The 17,908-nt window shown below is 44.1% G+C and carries 14 protein-coding genes; all 14 read right to left on the reverse strand.

What is annotated here, in order from left to right; translation table 11 throughout:
* Position 1: 1 nt before the first annotated feature.
* Positions 2-1,399 carry an AI-2E family transporter gene (locus T359_RS19005; protein WP_051544864.1) on the reverse strand — a complete coding sequence of 466 codons (1,398 nt, stop codon included), beginning with the start codon at positions 1,397-1,399 and terminating at the stop codon, positions 2-4.
* A 21-nt stretch (positions 1,400-1,420) separates the two neighbouring features.
* Complete coding sequence (locus tag T359_RS0102130; RefSeq protein ID WP_026516048.1) at positions 1,421-2,230, reverse strand: P-loop NTPase; 810 nt, start codon at positions 2,228-2,230, stop codon at positions 1,421-1,423.
* 28 nt (positions 2,231-2,258) lie between these two features.
* Positions 2,259-3,239, reverse strand: coding sequence for a glycosyltransferase family 2 protein (locus T359_RS0102135; protein WP_026516049.1), 981 nt, complete (start codon positions 3,237-3,239; stop codon positions 2,259-2,261).
* Positions 3,240-3,357: 118 nt separating this feature from the next.
* Positions 3,358-3,846 carry a 3-isopropylmalate dehydratase small subunit gene (leuD, locus tag T359_RS0102140; RefSeq protein WP_026516050.1) on the reverse strand — a complete coding sequence of 163 codons (489 nt, stop codon included), beginning with the start codon at positions 3,844-3,846 and terminating at the stop codon, positions 3,358-3,360.
* Positions 3,847-3,891: 45 nt separating this feature from the next.
* Entirely contained in the window at positions 3,892-5,163 is a 1,272-nt protein-coding gene (leuC, locus tag T359_RS0102145; protein WP_026516051.1) for a 3-isopropylmalate dehydratase large subunit, read from the reverse strand.
* Positions 5,164-5,240: 77 nt separating this feature from the next.
* On the reverse strand, positions 5,241-7,721 hold the full coding sequence (locus T359_RS0102150; RefSeq protein WP_026516052.1) for a YfhO family protein: 2,481 nt from the start codon (positions 7,719-7,721) through the stop codon (positions 5,241-5,243).
* Positions 7,722-7,828: 107 nt separating this feature from the next.
* Positions 7,829-8,857, reverse strand: coding sequence for a ketol-acid reductoisomerase (ilvC, locus tag T359_RS0102155; protein WP_026516053.1), 1,029 nt, complete (start codon positions 8,855-8,857; stop codon positions 7,829-7,831).
* A gap of 45 nt (positions 8,858-8,902) precedes the next feature.
* Positions 8,903-9,406 (reverse strand): acetolactate synthase small subunit, encoded by a 504-nt coding sequence (gene ilvN / locus T359_RS0102160; RefSeq protein ID WP_026516054.1) that lies wholly within the window; start codon positions 9,404-9,406, stop codon positions 8,903-8,905.
* Between the two features lie 285 nt (positions 9,407-9,691).
* Positions 9,692-10,342 carry a leucyl/phenylalanyl-tRNA--protein transferase gene (aat, locus tag T359_RS0102165; protein WP_026516055.1) on the reverse strand — a complete coding sequence of 217 codons (651 nt, stop codon included), beginning with the start codon at positions 10,340-10,342 and terminating at the stop codon, positions 9,692-9,694.
* Between the two features lie 15 nt (positions 10,343-10,357).
* Entirely contained in the window at positions 10,358-11,575 is a 1,218-nt protein-coding gene (locus T359_RS0102170) for an iron-containing alcohol dehydrogenase (RefSeq protein ID WP_026516056.1), read from the reverse strand.
* 111 nt (positions 11,576-11,686) lie between these two features.
* The gene (locus T359_RS0102175; RefSeq protein ID WP_155839953.1) at positions 11,687-13,054 is read right to left on the reverse strand and encodes a sodium-dependent transporter; all 1,368 of its coding nucleotides are present in this window, start codon (positions 13,052-13,054) and stop codon (positions 11,687-11,689) included.
* 84 nt (positions 13,055-13,138) lie between these two features.
* Positions 13,139-13,621, reverse strand: a complete 483-nt coding sequence (gene ilvN / locus T359_RS0102180) for an acetolactate synthase small subunit (RefSeq protein ID WP_022776756.1) — start codon at positions 13,619-13,621, stop codon at positions 13,139-13,141.
* A 22-nt stretch (positions 13,622-13,643) separates the two neighbouring features.
* Positions 13,644-15,272, reverse strand: coding sequence for a biosynthetic-type acetolactate synthase large subunit (gene ilvB, locus T359_RS0102185; RefSeq protein WP_026516058.1), 1,629 nt, complete (start codon positions 15,270-15,272; stop codon positions 13,644-13,646).
* Positions 15,273-15,301: 29 nt separating this feature from the next.
* Positions 15,302-17,854, reverse strand: coding sequence for a homocysteine S-methyltransferase family protein (locus T359_RS0102190; RefSeq protein ID WP_026516059.1), 2,553 nt, complete (start codon positions 17,852-17,854; stop codon positions 15,302-15,304).
* Between the last annotated feature and the right edge of the window lie 54 nt (positions 17,855-17,908).

Raw genomic sequence — 17,908 nt, forward strand, 5'->3', positions numbered from 1 at the left:
CTTAGTCATTCTTTTTATCTGAATTTCTCTTAGCAATATCTGCAATTTTTGACTTCTTAGCTTTGACCTTCATCTTGAATATTCTCTCAATGGTGTCGGGTTCTTTGCCTGCGTTATACTTGTTATTGTCGCTGTCGGCAAGGGACTTGAATTCACCGTATTCTATATAGGCCAGATCATCATAATCCGTTGTCTCAGTGCTCAAGTTCCTCTTAGTGAGATAAATATTGGTGATTCGTGCCACAAGAGCATAGAATACCGCAAATACCGGCACTCCCACGAAGAGTCCCAGAATTCCCCAAAGACCTCCGAACAGAGTGATGGCAAAAATAACCCAGAAGCTGGAAAGTCCTGTGGAATTTCCAAGAATAAGGGGACCTAAAATATTGCCGTCAAACTGCTGAAGTATAATGACAAAGATAAGGAATACAAGAGCCTTGATGGGATCGATCAACACCAACAAAAGCGCTCCTGCTGCTCCACCGATATATGGTCCAAAGAAAGGAATAATATTGGTGACGCCTACGATAACAGAAATCAGCACAGGGTATGATATCCCAAGGATTCTGCATCCAAAGTAGCATATAACACCGATAATAAGGGAATCAATAAGCTTGCCGCCCACAAATCCCGCAAAGGTGTTGTTAACAAATCTGAAGCCGCCGATGAGCTCGTTGGCATACTCTTCCTTAAGGAATGCGTAGGCCATCTTCTTACCCATGGTGGCAAATCTCTCTTTTGAATTAAGAACATATATTGCAACAATGAAGCCGACAATAAGATCGATAAGTACGCCCAGTACTGAGAAAAAGCTCCTTGATGCAACCTTTACAATGGTATTCACATTGGGAAGAAGGGGCATGAGCTTCTTGGTAAGGAAGCTGCTCAAGTTGGCATAGTACTGATCCAGCTGGGAATCTATTATCTTCTGCAGATCAGGGTTGTTTTCAAGCAAAAGATTGGAGTATTCATCAATGTTCCTGATATACAACGGAAGGTTATAAATAATCTCACGAATACTGCTGATAAGCTGCGGAATAATGATCCTGAAAAGTCCATATACAACCATAATGAAAATGCACATGGTCAGAACTACAGATATTGTTCTTATCTGCTTTCTTTTCTTCTTATCCTCAGAAGCATATATAGACACCTTGGCGCCCCTCTTCTTGTATAGAGGGATAAAGATTTTCTCCTCTATGCCCTCCAGAAGGGGAATAAGAACATATGCCATAACCAGACCGAATATGATCCCGGACAGGGAATTGGCAATCTTACCAAGCCCGGTAAACATTCCTTTATTATCAAAGATAATGGTGTAAGCAAACATAAGGCTCACAGCCACCAGAAAGATGGTAATGCCCCATGTCACTTGGTTTTTCTCAGGTTTAAGTCTCATGGCTTCTCTCCCTAATCCAGGTTACTCTTTTATCATTCCTTCAAGCACATATACAAGACTATCCAAATACTCATCCTCTATATTCTCTGCTTTGCCGCCGTCGCACAAAGAAGCGATCTCAGGATTAAGAGGAATCCTGCCAAGGATATCAAGTCCCTTGGAAGCTGCATAGCTCTCAATGCCGCTCTTGCCAAATACGAAGATAGGCTCATTGCAGTGAGGGCAGTTCATATAACTCATGTTCTCAACGATTCCAAGAACAGGAATATTCATCATGTTGGCCATGTTGATGGCCTTCTCAACGATCATTTCAACCAGCTCCTGAGGAGTTGATACAACGATGATTCCGTCAACAGGAAGGGACTGGAATACTGTAAGAGGAACATCTCCGGTTCCGGGAGGCATATCAACGAACATAAAGTCCACATCTCCCCAGTTAACATCTGACCAGAACTGCTTAACAATTCCGGCGATAACAGGACCTCTCCAGATAACAGGATCAGTCTCGTTGTCCATAAGCATATTGAGGGACATGATCTTCATGCCGCCCTCTGTAGATGCAGGAAGCATACCTGTCTCGTCAGCATAATTGCATTTGCCGATACCAAACATCTTTGGGATAGAAGGACCTGTAATATCAGCATCCATGATAGCTGTCTTATAGCCCTTTTTGCTCATGGCAACAGCAGAAAGGCCTGTTACAAGGCTCTTACCTACGCCGCCTTTGCCGCTGACGATACCAATTACTTTCTTAACATGTGAATGCTCTGAAGGCGCAACCTTGAAATTGTCCTCCATCTGCTTTTTGAATTCTTCGGGTTTCTTAGCCATTTCTCAATAAATCTCCATTCATTTCTTTTTATTTATTATTCTTGTAAATCTCTTCATCCTTGGAATCAGCGATATACTCTTCAATGATAAAACGAGGTCTTTCCTTGGTTTCAAGGTATATCTTACCAATGTACTCTCCTATTACTCCCAGGGAGATCATGATAAGTCCGCCGATGGCCCATACAGAAAGCACTGTGGTGGTCCATCCGGGAACGGTATGACCTGTAAAATGTCTCACAAGACTATAGATAAAAACTGCAATGCTCACCAGGAAAATAAAAAATCCGAGCCCTGTGATCATCTTGATAGGCTTGGTGCTAAGGCTGGTAATGCCTTCTACCGCAAAGCTGAGCATCTTCTTAAGAGGATACTTACTGGTGCCCGCAAAGCGCTCTGCCCTCTCGTAGTAAACCTTGTCTGTCTTAAAACCGATCATGGGAACAATTCCTCTGAGGAAAAGATTGACCTCCTTAAACTCAGAAAGAGCCTCAAGAGCCCGTCTGCTCATAAGCCTGTAATCAGCATGGTTGTAAACTGTGCCTGCTCCAAGGCCGTTCATAACCTTGTAATAGCCCTCTGCTGTAGCTCTTTTGAAAAAGGTATCTGTCTCCCTCTTGGATCTGACACCATAAACAATGTCTGCTCCCTCTGAATATTTCTGAATCATCTCATCGATGGCATTGATGTCATCCTGAAGATCTGAATCCATGGAAATAGCCATGTCGCACATATCCTTGGCAACCATAAGACCGGCAAGAAGGGCATTCTGATGCCCCATATTTTTGGACAGTTTGACACCCTGAAACAGTTCATCGGATTTGTGTAAGTTTTCTATGATTTCCCAGGTGGAATCCTTGGATCCGTCGTTAACCAGAAGTACACGACTATCTTTTGAAATAAGCCCTCTATCCATAAGGGATGAGAGTTTTTCTTTTAATCTCTTTGAAGTTTCATGAAGAACCTCCTGCTCATTGTAGCAGGGGATAACACAGAACAATCTATTATTCATACAATACATAATCTCCTCGCATATCTAATTAATAATAGTATAAAACTCGAGATTTTTAAAGGATTTGCATAAAAAATGGCGCCCAAGCTTTCGTTTCGGCGCCGTAAATGATCTGTGATCAGTTCTTGTTTATGTAGTTGATGAGGCCTTCGCTGTCTATGATCTTCTGCATGAATTCAGGGAATGCCTGCCCCTTGAAGGACTGTCCGGTGGTCTCATCTGTAATGATGCCTGTATCGAAATCGATACTTACCACATCTCCGGCTTTAATTGCCGCGGCGGCTTCCTCACACTCAATGATAGGAAGACCGATATTGATGGCATTGCGGTAAAAGATTCTGGCAAAACTCTTGGCGATGACACAGCTTACACCTGCGCATTTGATTGAAAGAGGGGCATGCTCTCTTGATGATCCGCAGCCGAAATTCTTGTCAGCCACAATAATGTCGCCCTGCTTTACTTTCGAAGCAAACTCCTTGTCGATATCCTCCATGCAGTGCTTGGCAAGTTCCATACCATCTGCAGTATTAAGATACCTTGCAGGAATGATTACGTCTGTATCTACATTGTCTCCGTATTTAAAAACTGTACCCTTGGCAGCTTTCATTTTTTCTCTCCTTATATGTAAAAATATTGGTCTATGATCTGTTTATTACAGTCCCAGCTCAGAAGGCTGTGAAACCTTACCGGTTACAGCGCTGGCTGCCGCTACCGCAGGTGATGCAAGATAGATCTCAGAATCTATTGCTCCCATTCTTCCGACGAAGTTACGGTTGGTGGTTGAAACGCATCTCTCCTTGGAAGCAAGAACTCCCATATATCCTCCGAGACATGGACCGCAGGTAGGAGTTGAAACAATGGCGCCTGCCTCGATAAATGTCTTAAGAAGTCCTTCTTCCATTGCCTGTAAGTAAATCTTCTGTGTGGCAGGAATAATGATGCATCTGATTCCCTCAGCCACATGGTGGTCAGTAAGAACCTCTGCAGTTATTCTGAGGTCATCAATTCGGCCGTTGGTACATGATCCGATAACAACCTGGTCAATCTTAATCTCATCGATATCGTCGAAGGTATGTGTATTCTCAGGAAGGTGAGGGAATGCCACTGTTGACTTCAGAGTGCTGAGGTCGATTGTGTACTCTTCATCATAAACCGCATCGGGATCAGCCTCATATACAGTAAATTCTCTGTTAGGCGCATGCTCCTTCATGTATGCAATGGCAATGTCGTCCACAGGGAAAATACCGTTCTTGCCGCCGGCCTCAATGGCCATGTTGGCAATAGTAAATCTGTCATCCATGGAAAGGTTCCTGATACCCTCTCCCACGAACTCCATTGACTTGTAAAGAGCGCCGTCAACGCCTATCATTCCGATGATATGAAGTATTACATCCTTTCCGCTTACCCATTTGGAGGGCTTGCCGACAATGTTGAACTTAATGGCGGAAGGAACCTTGAACCAGGCCTTTCCTGTTGCCATTCCGGCAGCCATATCGGTTGAGCCGATTCCTGTGGAGAATGCTCCCAGAGCGCCATAGGTACAGGTGTGTGAGTCAGCACCGATAATGAGATCACCTGCTACTGTAAGACCCTGCTCAGGTAAAAGAGCATGTTCAATACCCATCTGGCCAACTTCGAAATAGTTGGTTATCTTGTTGCGAAGAGCGAACTCCCTTACGCACTTGCAATTCTCTGCAGACTTAATGTCCTTATTTGGTACAAAGTGATCAGGTACAAGGGCAATCTTATCCTTGTCAAAAACCCCTTCTTTGTTGAATTTCTTCATCTCATTGATAGCAACAGGGCTTGTGATATCATTGCCAAGTACCAGGTCAAGATTTGCCTCGATCAGCTGACCTGCTTCCACCTTCTCAAGTCCTGCATGGGCTGCCAGTATCTTCTGGCTCATAGTCATTCCACTCATACCATATCTCCTTAATTTATATCAAAATTATAATAGTAAATATAACATAGCAAAATGAGATTTATAACATAACAAATTTAATCGTTTTTCTTGATATTTTTTAATGTCATTGCCACATATACCATTAAAATAATCAGTCCCAGACCGCTTAACGCAGCGCCGGCCTTCAAGCCTTCAGGTTCATAGTTAACTCTTATCTCATGGATACCGCCGGATACAGGAATTGCCATAAGACCGTAATCCGCCTTTAAAACAGGTGTGTCCTGGCCGTCTACGGTGCAGCTGAAGCCCTCTGTGCTTGGAACCGAGAAGAATACCAGCGTGTTGTCCTTAAGCATTGTGGTCATGGCAGTAAAGCCATAGGTATCTGTTTCAAAGCTCTGACAGGAGGTTTCTGCTCTCTTTCTGCACTCTTCCGCAAACTCATTATAAGAAAGACTGTTGTCTATAAGGTAATCCGCAGTTATCTCAGTCATCATCAGAGTATTACCATACTTATCAACCACATCATCCGGCAGGATCAGTGCTCTGACAAGGTCATAGTCATGGTCTGAAGCCTTCATGGTCTTCCATTCGGACTCTCTGATGTAATGATCAAAGGTAAATCCCATAGGTATAAAATTCAGATTTTCAAAAATATCAAAATCATCCTTATTGTCAGCAAAATAATAACCGTCAGTACCTTCACCGTTACTGTACACCCTGTTCTTGCTGATGATGGCGTTTTCAAAATAATATCTGGCAGACAGGATTGCCCTGGCACCTGCTCTGTTTACAGGAAGATTGGTCTCAACAGTTCTAGTGATTCCGCAGCTTCCCTTTAAGAAGTCAAATATCTCGGAAGGAACTGTACTTAAGAAGCAATGAATGGACGGAATTCCCCATACCATATCGTAGTTGGTGGAGGTACTGTCAACTTCTCCTCTGCAGAAATGGCTCTGGTCAACCTCAACTTTGTTAAAGAGCATCTGCTCCTGCCACTTCTCTTTTCCTCGGTCACTGATTATTGAGCTTCCGTTTTTGACAGGGATAAAGGTCGAAAGAATACAGCTGACAATGACCGCCGCAAGGATTATCTTATCCCTGAATCTGATAAGGGGACGCTTGATCTCGATGCCTTCGATGTTCTTCAGAGTCTTGTTTCTGGGAAGGACGAAAACAACCAGTATAAGCACAAGGCTCAGGATCGCAGAACCTATCATATCCCTGATAAAAATCTTGTTGTTGTCGGACATGTTAAAGAAAACAATCTTGCCGTCATCATTCTTTGAAGGAAGCAGATATATCACTACAAACATCAGGAACATGAAAACTGCTGTAAGCGCACCTTTTTTGAGCTGAGGAGACTTGCCTCTCTCCAGAACCTGTGCGGTCATAAGGCACATAAGAAGGATGGGCATATAGTACCATCTTGCATAATATGAGCTGTTAAACATTGAGAAAGATGCATTGAACACAGGGATAAAAGCAAACACAGCGCAAAGAATGAGCATGCTCTTTTCCCAGTTTCTCTTTTTGTTGAGAAGGAAAAATGCCACTACTCCCGAAATGCCAAAGAGCGGAATATATGCTGCCAATGATGCATTCTTAACTGTTCCGGTATAAAACAGAGTACCCTTGCCAATGATATCAGGCAGCATGGATACGCTTTTTACAATATCCCAGATAAGCTTCTCACTGGGATAGATCAGCATATCGTAGCCGGTGATGAAGTTATCAAGTCTTGAATTGCCCTGGATTCCAGCAAAGGCCTGGAGCAGGAAAAATGCTGCTATCATAACCCCCAGAATGCCTCCTGAAAGGGCCCTCAGGAACATCCTGCACACGTTTGTGAAGCTGTTGCCTCTGATATATCTGATGCAGAAATATATAACCAGAAAAAGTACCTGTCCGAAGAAGAAATAGTAGTTAACAACGGACATATACATGGTCATAATTACAAAGAATATGAACTTCTTTCCGGAAAGTCTAAATCTGCCCCTGCCCGCCTTGTCATCCACAGCCATAAGTTCCTCAAAGGTCATCAGGAACAAAGGGAAAAAGGCCACAGAATCCGTGAAATGATTAAATACTATATTGCAGGCATTGAAGCCGGAAAAAGCAAAAAGATAGCCTCCCATCATGGCATTGGTATATTTTCTCACGTAACGTCTGATATAGATATAAGCACAGGTGGCAGCTGACGCATACTTAAGAGCCATAAGAAAAGGCATAAGATATGGAATTGCACTCTCAGGGAAAAGCATTGTGATCCAGAAGAAGGGACTTCCCCAGAGGTAAAATGCAAAATCTCCGAACATGGTTCCGCCCAGGTCCACATTCCAGTTCCAGAAAAAATCGCCATTCTCTACCGCCCTGTGAGCAAGAATATAAAAGGGAACCTGCTGGATGTTGTAATCACCGTAATAGAAAAAGGGTAAGCCTCTTGATATAAAGATCGGAAGTAATGCAAGAATATACATCACATAAGAACTGGCAAACATGATCACAGGAACATACCACTTCTTTTCCACGTTTTCACTGCTTACCTTGTAGTCCTTAAAACCAAAATCTGACATTTCATAATCTCCTCAAATAACACGATAAAAGAGTGTCATTATATTTACATAAACATAATGACACTCTCATTAATTCTATTCTACTTTAAAGACATTTTCAAACAATATTAGTTGTTGATGAGCTTGTCTGACTCATTGTTCCAACTGTAGAGTTTACGAATCTCAGCACCAACCTGCTCAGCGGGATGCTCAGCTGCAAGCTTTCTCATTGCCTGGAAGTGTACCTGTCCGCCGGCCTCTGACATATCAAGAAGGAATTCCTTAGCAAATGTACCGTCCTGGATATCGGAAAGGATCTTCTTCATGGTCTTCTTGGTCTCTTCTGTAACAAGCTTAGGTCCTGTAATGTAATCACCGTACTCAGCTGTGTTGGAAATTGAATATCTCATTCCTGCAAAACCTGACTGATAGATAAGGTCAACGATAAGCTTCATCTCATGTACGCACTCGAAGTATGCGTTTCTTGGATCATAGCCTGCCTCAACAAGAGTCTCGAAACCAGCCTGCATAAGTGCGCAAACACCGCCACAAAGAACTGCCTGCTCGCCGAAGAGGTCAGTCTCTGTCTCTGTTCTGAAGGTTGTCTCAAGGATACCTGCTCTTGCACCGCCGATACCTGCGCCATAAGCAAGTGCAAGATCAAGAGCCTTACCTGTAGCATCCTGCTCAACAGCTACAAGACAAGGTGTTCCCTTACCGGCCTGATACTCACTGCGAACTGTGTGTCCGGGAGCCTTGGGAGCGATCATGGCAACGTCAACATCCTTGGGAGCCTTGATAAGTCCGAAGTGTACGTTGAAGCCGTGAGCGAACATAAGCATGTTGCCGGGCTGAAGGTTGGGCTCGATGTCCTCTTTGTACATCTTAGCCTGCTTCTCATCATTGATAAGGATCATGATGATATCTGCCATCTTGGCAGCCTCTTTTGTATTGTAAACCTTAAGTCCCTGAGACTCAGCCTTAGCCTTGCTCTTGGACCCCTCGTAAAGACCGATTACTACGTTGCAGCCTGAATCCTTCAGGTTGAGGGCATGAGCGTGTCCCTGTGAACCGTAACCGATGATGGCAATGGTCTTGCCCTCTAAGAGTGATAAATTACAATCTTCCTGATAAAAAATACGTGCATCCTGTGACATTAGTTTTTCCTCCATCTCTTTATTCATCAATTTAATTTATTAACATCATTCATCAAGGTAAATAACCTTGTCGGTACCTCTTCCAAGGCCTGCTATACCGGTTCTGGCAAGCTCTAAGATCTCATACCCCTCAAGGAGCTTGAGGAAAGCATCGATCTTGGACTGATTACCTGTGATCTCGATAATAAGTGAATCAGGGCTGACATCAACGATGTTGCCTCTGAAAATATTGGCTGTAGCCAGAATAGACTGTCTCTTGTCTGCCTCAGCTCTTACCTTGATCATGGCAAGTTCTCTGTAAACAGACTCCTCCGGCAAAAGTTCATGTATATCCCTGACATCCACAAGCTTGGCAACCTGCTTCTCAATCTGGTCAAGAATAATGTCGTCTCCGGAAGCTACAATTGTAATTCTGGTAAATCTCGGATCTGCCGTAACTCCCGCTGTAATACTCTCGATGTTATATCCACGTCTTGAAAAAAGACCTGATATTCTGGAAAGAACACCTGAAGTATTATCAACAAGAAGCTGAAATACTTTTTTCTGCATTTTCCTCTCCTCAAAACCCGCTGCAATCCAGTTATTAACTATATCCTTTAGCACTTTAATGTGCTAATTTATACTCTGTGTTTTTATCGTTTTATCGATATGTTTTCAGCAGGTTTTTTAATTTTTTGAACTAATTATTCTCAATTATAGCACCCTATAGATATAAGTCAACAACTTTTTATTTTGTGCTTTAAACTTGCAGTTTTTTAACGTATTAAAGCGCCGTGAATAAAAAGAAAAGGGCCCACAATGTGAGCCCTTAAGAGTTAATTCAACTGTAATCTTCTACAAACCGCCTGCTCTAAGGAGTTTCTCATATTCCTCATAGCTGATGCGCACTCCGCCCATACTCTCAAGATGAGGAGTATGGAACTGGCAGTCGATCATGAGATATCCGTTCTCAGCAAGAATCCGCGAAAGAAGGATCAATGCTATCTTGGATCCGTTCTCCTTATCAGAAAACATGCTCTCTCCGAAAAAGCACTTCCCAAGACTTACACCGTAGAGTCCTCCTGCCAGTTCTCCGTCCACAAAAGCCTCAACGCTTATGGCCAGGTTAAGGTCCGCCAGCTTCTTATAGGCGACCTCCATCTCATCTGTGATCCAGGTTCCTTCATTAAATTCACGTTTAAGCCTGCATCTGTGCATAGTGTCCGCAAAGTCTCTGTTTAACTTAGCTTCGATATCATGCTTTTTTGCAAACTTTTTCATGGAATGAGAAACATGGATCTCCGATGGCCTTATAATGAATCTCTCCTTGGGGCACCACCACATAATGGGTCCGTCCTTATCATACCAGGGAAAAATCCCGTTACTGTAGGCAAGGATAAGCCTTTCCACGGAAAGATCTCCGCCAACCGCCAGAAGACCGTCATCCTCTGCAAGCTGTGGCTTTGGAAAAAATATCTCATTTTCAACTAATTTATAAACAGGCATAGCAGAATATTTTTATCAGAAATCAACCTCGGTATCGTAGTAGCAGCACTTAAGGAGCTTCTCCATCTCTTCCTGGCTGGGCTGACGAGGATTGGAACCTGTGCAGGCGTCAAGAATAGCATTGGCTGCGATATCATGGAGTCTCTCAAGGAATACGTCCTCAGCAACGAAGCCCTGATCTGCAGGAAGTCCGTCAGCACCGTAGTTCTTAATGCCGTGAGGTATCTTGAGATCGTCGTTCATCTTGCGGAGGTACTCGATAAGGAGTTTAACCTTCTCATCATCACTGGATCCGCCCAGATGCATGTAATCAGCGATTACGCCGTAGCGCTTTTTAGCGGTCTCGTCCTTGGCGTTGAATGCGATAACCTTAGGAAGGTACATAGCATTGGCTGCGCCGTGGATGATGTGTGCTCCCTTGTCTGCAAAGGCAGCTCCTGTCTTATGAGCCATGGAGTGAACGATTCCCAGAAGCGCATTGGAGAAAGCCATACCTGCAAGACACTGAGCGTTATGCATCAGATCTCTTGACTCAAGGTCGCCGTTATAGGACTTAACCAGATTAGCCTGGATCATCTCGATAGCATGAATAGCAAGGCCGTCTGTATAATCGCAGTTAGCTGTTGAAACATAAGCCTCGATGGCATGAGTGATGGCATCCATTCCGGTATGAGCAACGAGCTTGATAGGCATTGTATGGGTAAGCTCGGGATCAACGATGGCAACATCAGGTGTGATCTCAAAATCAGCTATAGGATATTTGATTCCCTTTGAATAATCTGTGATGATAGAAAATGCTGTAACCTCTGTAGCTGTTCCGGATGTTGAAGGAATAGCGCAGAAATGAGCCTTTGTACGAAGCTTGGGAAGTCCGAATACCTTGCACATGTCTTCAAATGTGGTCTCAGGATATTCATATTTGATCCACATAGCCTTGGCAGCATCGATAGGTGAACCGCCACCAATAGCTACGATCCAGTCGGGCTGGAACTTCTGCATAGCCTCAGCGCCCTTCATAACTGTTTCAACAGAAGGATCAGGCTCGATGCCCTCAAACAACTCAACTTCCATACCAGCTTCCTTAAGGTAGTCTTCTACCTTCTGAAGGAATCCACCTTTTTTCATGGAGCTTCCTCCAACGCAAACGATGGCTCTCTTTCCCTCAAGAGTTTTAAGAGCTTCAAGAGCTCCCTTTCCATGATAGATGTCCCTTGGTAGTGTAAAACGTGCCATAAAGAAAAACCTCCTTAACTATATATTGTATTGTAAATTAAGTAACCCAAATACAATTATACAGTCAGGAGGTAATTAAGGTCTATAATTTTCTGAAAATTCGTCAATCCCTCACATCTGGATAATACCAAATACATTGAGAATAGCACTGACAAATATTATCACAACAAATACAGGGCAAAGGAAACGAATCATAAATGCAAAGATATTCTTTCTTCTGAAAGGATGTCCCCCGAGCTCAACCTCTTCCTGGAGCTTGGCAATTCCCATATATCTTGTGATAAGGAGACATGTGGCAAAAGCCGCAATAGGCATCATTACTGAGTTGGTAAGGAAATCAAAGAAATCCAGGAACTGCATGCCGATTATCTTAACCTCTGCAAGAGGACCGTTACCAAGGGATGAAAGACTTCCCAGGACTACCATGATGATCGCCATGATTATGGTTCCCCTTTTTCTGCTCCAACCGAATTCATCGGAAAATGTTGATACCGCGCTCTCTGTAAGGGCAATGGCACTGGTGAGGGCTGCAAAAAGCACAAGAGCAAAGAAAAGAATACCTATCACCTTGCCGAATCCCATGCTGGCAAAGATCTTGGGCATGGTAATAAACATAAGTGAAGGACCTGCTTTAAGCATGCTGGGATCTCCGTTGTAATATGAGAAAACAACAGGAATGATCATAAGGCTGGCAAGTATAGCAATTGCTGTATCAAACACTTCTACCTGAACAGTAGAATTATGGATGCTGACCTCTTTTTTTACATAAGAACCAAAGGTAATAAGGATTCCCATGGCAATGGACAGGGAATAAAACATCTGTCCCATGGCTGTAACCACTGTCATTATGGAGAAATCACTGACATTGGGCACAAAAAGGAATTTAACTCCCGCAAGAGCTCCGGGTCTTGTCACTGAATAGATGCAGATGATGATTGCAAGAACCACAAGTACAGGCATCATTATCTTGGACACTCTCTCGATACCGTTCTCAACGCCCATGAATATTACTCCAAGAACAAGAACCGCAAAGATAATAAACCAAAGCTCAGCCATCTGACCATTTGAAATGAAATCAACAAAGAATGTATCTGTAGCGATGGTATTCACATCAGATCTGATGTATTCGAATAAATATTTGCATACCCAGCCGCCGATAACTGAATAATAGGGCACGATAAGAATAGGGATAATGGCATTGATCCAGCCGCCCAGCCCCATGAGCTTATTGCCGCTGAGTGAATTAAAAGCTCCCACAGGACTCTTACCTGTGGATCTTCCCACTGCAGTCTCAGCTACTATCATGGTGTAGCCAAAGGTAACTGCCAGAAGGATATAAACGATAAGGAAGATTCCTCCGCCGTACTTGGCGCAAAGGTAAGGAAATCTCCAGATATTCCCCAGTCCTACCGATGCTCCCGCAGCCGAAAGCACAAAACCTATTTTCCCAGAAAATGTCCCACGATTATTCTCTATCACAATAAAATGACCTCCGTTCAATCATACACAGAGGTCATTATAGCATTAATCATTAAATTATGGATTAACTTTTCAGAGTTAACATTATTGTTCCTTACACTTGGTAAGGGCCACCGTACCGGTGCGGGCGATTTCTACGATGCTGACACTCTTGAGCATCTCGATGAAAAGCTCGATCCTGTCTGAAGTGTCGCAGATCTGGATGATCATCATATTCTTGGACATATCCACGATCTGGGCATGCATGATCTCGCAGTTCTCCATGATGTCGCGGCGGTTCTCCTTGTTATACTTAACCTTCATAAGCATCAGCTCTCTGTTGATACTCATGCTCTCCTTGAAGGTCTTGACCTTGATGACATCAATCTTTTTGTTGAGCTGCTTCTCGATCTGCTCTATGGTTCTCTCATCACCGCTGGATACAATGGTCATACAGGACACACTGTGATCCGCGGTCTCACCTACAACCAGTGAATCGATATTGAAATTTCTTCTTGAGAACAGGCCCGCTACCTTGGACAGTACACCTGCTCTGTTTTCTACAAGAACGGAATAGATTCTCTTCATGTTCAGTCCTCTTTAGTTTCTGTCAGAATTTTACAAGTTCCAAAGGATCAACTCTTACTTCCATAAGACAGGATTCATCATCTTTAAAGAACTCCTTGAGCTCTGCGTCCAGATCGCTGTTTCCGTTGACCTTCATATAGCCAAGACCGTAGGCTGCAGCAATAAGGGAAAGATCGGGATCTCCCTTGAGCTCTACCATGGAATAATTGTCATCATAAGCGTAATGCTGATGCTCTCTTACCATTCCAAGGAAACCGTTCTTCATAACAATTATCTTGATCTTGATTCCGTACTGTCTCATGGTGGCAAGCTCCATCATGGACATCTGGAAAGCTCCGTCTCCGATAACAGCCACCACCTGCTTGTTCTTGGCCGCAAGTTTGGCTCCCATGGCCGCCGGGATGGAGTATCCCATGGTTCCCATTCCGCCGGAGGTGAGGAATCTGCCGTTTCTCACCAGGTGATAGGCACAGGACCACATCTGATTCTGACCTACATCCGCCACATAAATAGCATCATCCTCCATGGCATTGGACAGTCTGGTAATAAAATCCTTGGGTTCCACATAGTCGCCCTGTCTCGGTATTCTGCCGGAGGCCATCTCTTTTTTGTAACTGTTAAGAAGCTCCAGCCAGTCGCTGTGATTGTCAGCGTGATCGTCCTGCTCCAGGAAATCCTGGAAAATATGCTTGATATCACCTACAAGAGGAATTGTAGGACCCACATTCTTACCAATCTCAGCAGGATCCACATCTATATGTACCATAACCTTATTCTCGGTGATAAGATCCGGTCTGTTGACAGCTCTGTCTGCCACCCTGGCACCAACCATAAGAAGAAGGTCGGATTCATTCATGGCTCTGTTGGCATAGGGCTGACCGTTATTGCCCACCATGCCGAAATAAAGAGGATGCTCTGATGGCATAACACCGATTCCCATCATAGTGGATACCACAGGCACGCTGTTAAGCTCAGCAAATTTTCTTATCTCCGCTGTGGCCTGGCTCAGATGAACACCGCCGCCCACACAGATGATAGGGCGCTTGGCCTCCTCAACTTCCTTTATAACTTTTTTGATCTGAACAATATTACCCTTGACGGTGGGCTTATAGCTTCTCATGGAGATTGATTCAGGATAGCTGAACTTCTCAGTGAACTCAGCATTCTGAACATCAAAGGGAATATCGATAAGGACAGGGCCTCTTCTGCCGGTTCCTGCGATGTAAAAGGCCTCCTTGATAATCCTGGGGATATCATTGACATCCCTGATGAGATAGCTGTATTTAACAAATGATTCCACAGCACCGGTGATATCAGCCTCCTGGAATACGTCACTGCCGATCATATCGCTGTTGACCTGGCCGGTGATGGCAACAAGAGGAATACTGTCAGCATAAGCTGTGGCGATTCCGGTTATAAGATTGGTGGCACCGGGGCCTGATGTAACAGCGCAAACGCCAACTTTACCGCTGATACGGGCAAAGCCGCTGGCAAGATGAGCTGCATTCTGCTCCGTTCTCACAAGAACTCTCTTGATGTTGCTCTTTAGCATCTCGTTCCAAAATGGATCGATGGCTACTCCTGAATATCCAAAAACAACCTCTGTTTTTTCTTTTTCAAGACATCTTACAATGGCTTCCGCACCTATCATACAAACCTCCGTATATCGGGTATCAAAATTTAGTCTAAATTCAGAATGTTCTTTATTACTCTTACAGCATCGGCAGCATCGGTAGAATAGCCGTCTGCGCCGATTTCCATTGCATAATCTCTGGTGACTACAGCACCACCTATTACTATTTTAGCATTAACTTTGTTCTCGTGTGCATACTCCACCACATTTTTCATTTCTTTCATGGTGGTGGTCATAAGAGCTGACAGTGCAATTATGCTGGCATTGTGCTCTATTGCGGCCTTCACGATTTCTTCCTTGGGAACATCCTTGCCAAGATCTATCACATCAAAACCGTAGTTTTTGAGCATAAGGGCCACCAGATTCTTGCCTATATCATGAATATCACCGTGAACAGTAGCGATAACCACGGTAGGAAGCTTGGGAGCGCCTTCAGCGTCCTTCTGAAGAAGGGGTTCCAGATATCCGATGGACATCTTCATGGCTTCTGCTCCTGATATGAGCTGAGGAAGGAAGTATTTTCCCTTGTCAAAAAGCTCTCCCACTTCGTTGATAGCGGGCATAAGCACATCATTAAGAATAGTCTTGGCTTCAATTCCGGTGTTTATGGCATTCTCGGTATCTCTTACGATGGTTCTCTTATTTCCTGTAAGAACATCCTTTTTTATCACAGCAAGAGCATCAGTCTCCGGACTTCCGGCAGCTGCTGCGGCAGCCTTATCACCGGATCCTGAAGCAGGGCTTGCACCGGTCCAGGTATTTCCTGTGTTTCCGGCCTTGGCAGATGCCTCCAAAGCCTTCAGTGCTGCTTCCTTCTCGGCATTTCTTTCGCTGATTATCTGCATTCTCTCGATATATCTGATGTCAGCCCCTTCCTTTTTCTTGAGAAGATCGGAAGCAAAAGCTGCATTCACCAAAAGCTCCTGGGAGGGATTGGCGATGGCCATGGTAAGACCTCTGTCTATGGCCATGGTAAGAAATGCGGTGTTAACATTCATTCTCTCCGGAAGACCGAAGGAAATATTGGAAAGTCCGCAAATGGTAGCAAAATCATTCTCGTAGCAGTAGTCAATGGTATCCAGAGTATTTATGGCTGCGGAAGGCTCCGCTCCCACTGTGGCCACAAGACCGTCCACCACGATATCCTCTTTAGTCATTCCCTGCTCATAGGCCATGGCGGACAATTTCTCTATATTGCCTATCTTCTCTTCACTGTCCTTGGGAAGTCCATCAGGATTTAAGGGTAAAAGAATAAACATTGCGCCATACTTCTTTGCCAGAGGAAGGAATACTTCAGCTTTGCCCTTCTCAAGTGAGATAGAATTCATGAGGGCTCTTCCGGGATAGATGCGAAGTGCCGCTTCCATAACCTCCGCAGAGCTGGTATCGATGCATAATGGAAGATCCGTAATAGACATAACTTCTTCCATAACCTTGAGCATCATGACCTTTTCATCAATGCCGCTCATTCCCACATTGATATCAAGAATGGATGCGCCTTCACTCTCCTGACTGGCGGCAAAGTCGCAGACCATATCGAGATTTCCCTCTCTAAGCTGTGCCTGAAGTTTCTTTTTACCGGTGGGATTGATTCTCTCTCCCACTATCATAAAAGGATCGTTCATTCCGAAGGAAAGACTCCTTCTCTCAGAAGAAAGATATCTTCTTCCGCAGATCTTTCTGGGAATGCTGTTTCCTTCTTTATCCCTTAATTCAGATAATACAAGTTGGCCGTATTCTTCTTTAAGTCCCTGTATATATTCCGGAGTTGTACCACAGCAGCCACCGATAATGGATGCTCCTGCAGTGATAAGTCTCTTCATCTCACTTCTGAAAGTATCCGAATCCATGTCATAGCCCGTTGTTCCGTCGGGATTCACAGAGGGAAGTCCCGCGTTAGGCTTGGCGATGATTGGAATATTGGTTACACAGGCCATGTTGCGGATGATCTCTTCCATCTTATCGGGACCTGTTGAGCAGTTGGCTCCTATGGCACAGGCGCCCAATGCCTCCAGGGTTATAGCGCTGGCTGCGGCATCAGAACCATATAGGGTTCTACCGTCAGCTTCAAAGGTAAGTGTCACCATAACTGCCAGGTCAGATACTTCCTTGGCCGCAATAAGTGCTGCTCTGCACTCCTGAAGGCTCATCATGGTCTCTACAACCAGAATGTCGCAGCCTGCCTTCTCCAGTATCTGTGTCTGCTCCTTATAAACCTCAATAAGTTCCTCAAAATCAAGATCACCGATGGGTCGCAGCTGTCTTCCTGTCATAGTAAGATCGCCTGCCACAAGCGCCTTATCACCTGCAGCCTCTTTAGCCAGCTTTACAAGGTCAGTATTTATCTCCTCAATCTTATCCCCCAAGCCGTAATCCGCCAGCTTGATCCTGTTACCGGTAAAAGTAGGTGCATATAAAATGTTGGTTCCTGCCTCCACATATCTCTTCTGAAGATCCAGCATCACATCTTTATGTTCAAGGATCCAGGCTTCAGGACACACTCCCGCGGGCATTCCTGCCTTCATGAGATTGGTGCCTGTAGCTCCGTCCAAAAATACAATTTTATCTCTGCTAAACTCAATAAATTCCTGTCTGTTCATCTAACTACCTCTGTAAAACGTACTGTTTACTACTATATAAGAAAAAAAGGTTAA

This window comes from Butyrivibrio sp. MC2021 (genome assembly GCF_000621605.1).
Classification (GTDB): Bacteria; Bacillota; Clostridia; order Lachnospirales; family Lachnospiraceae; genus Butyrivibrio.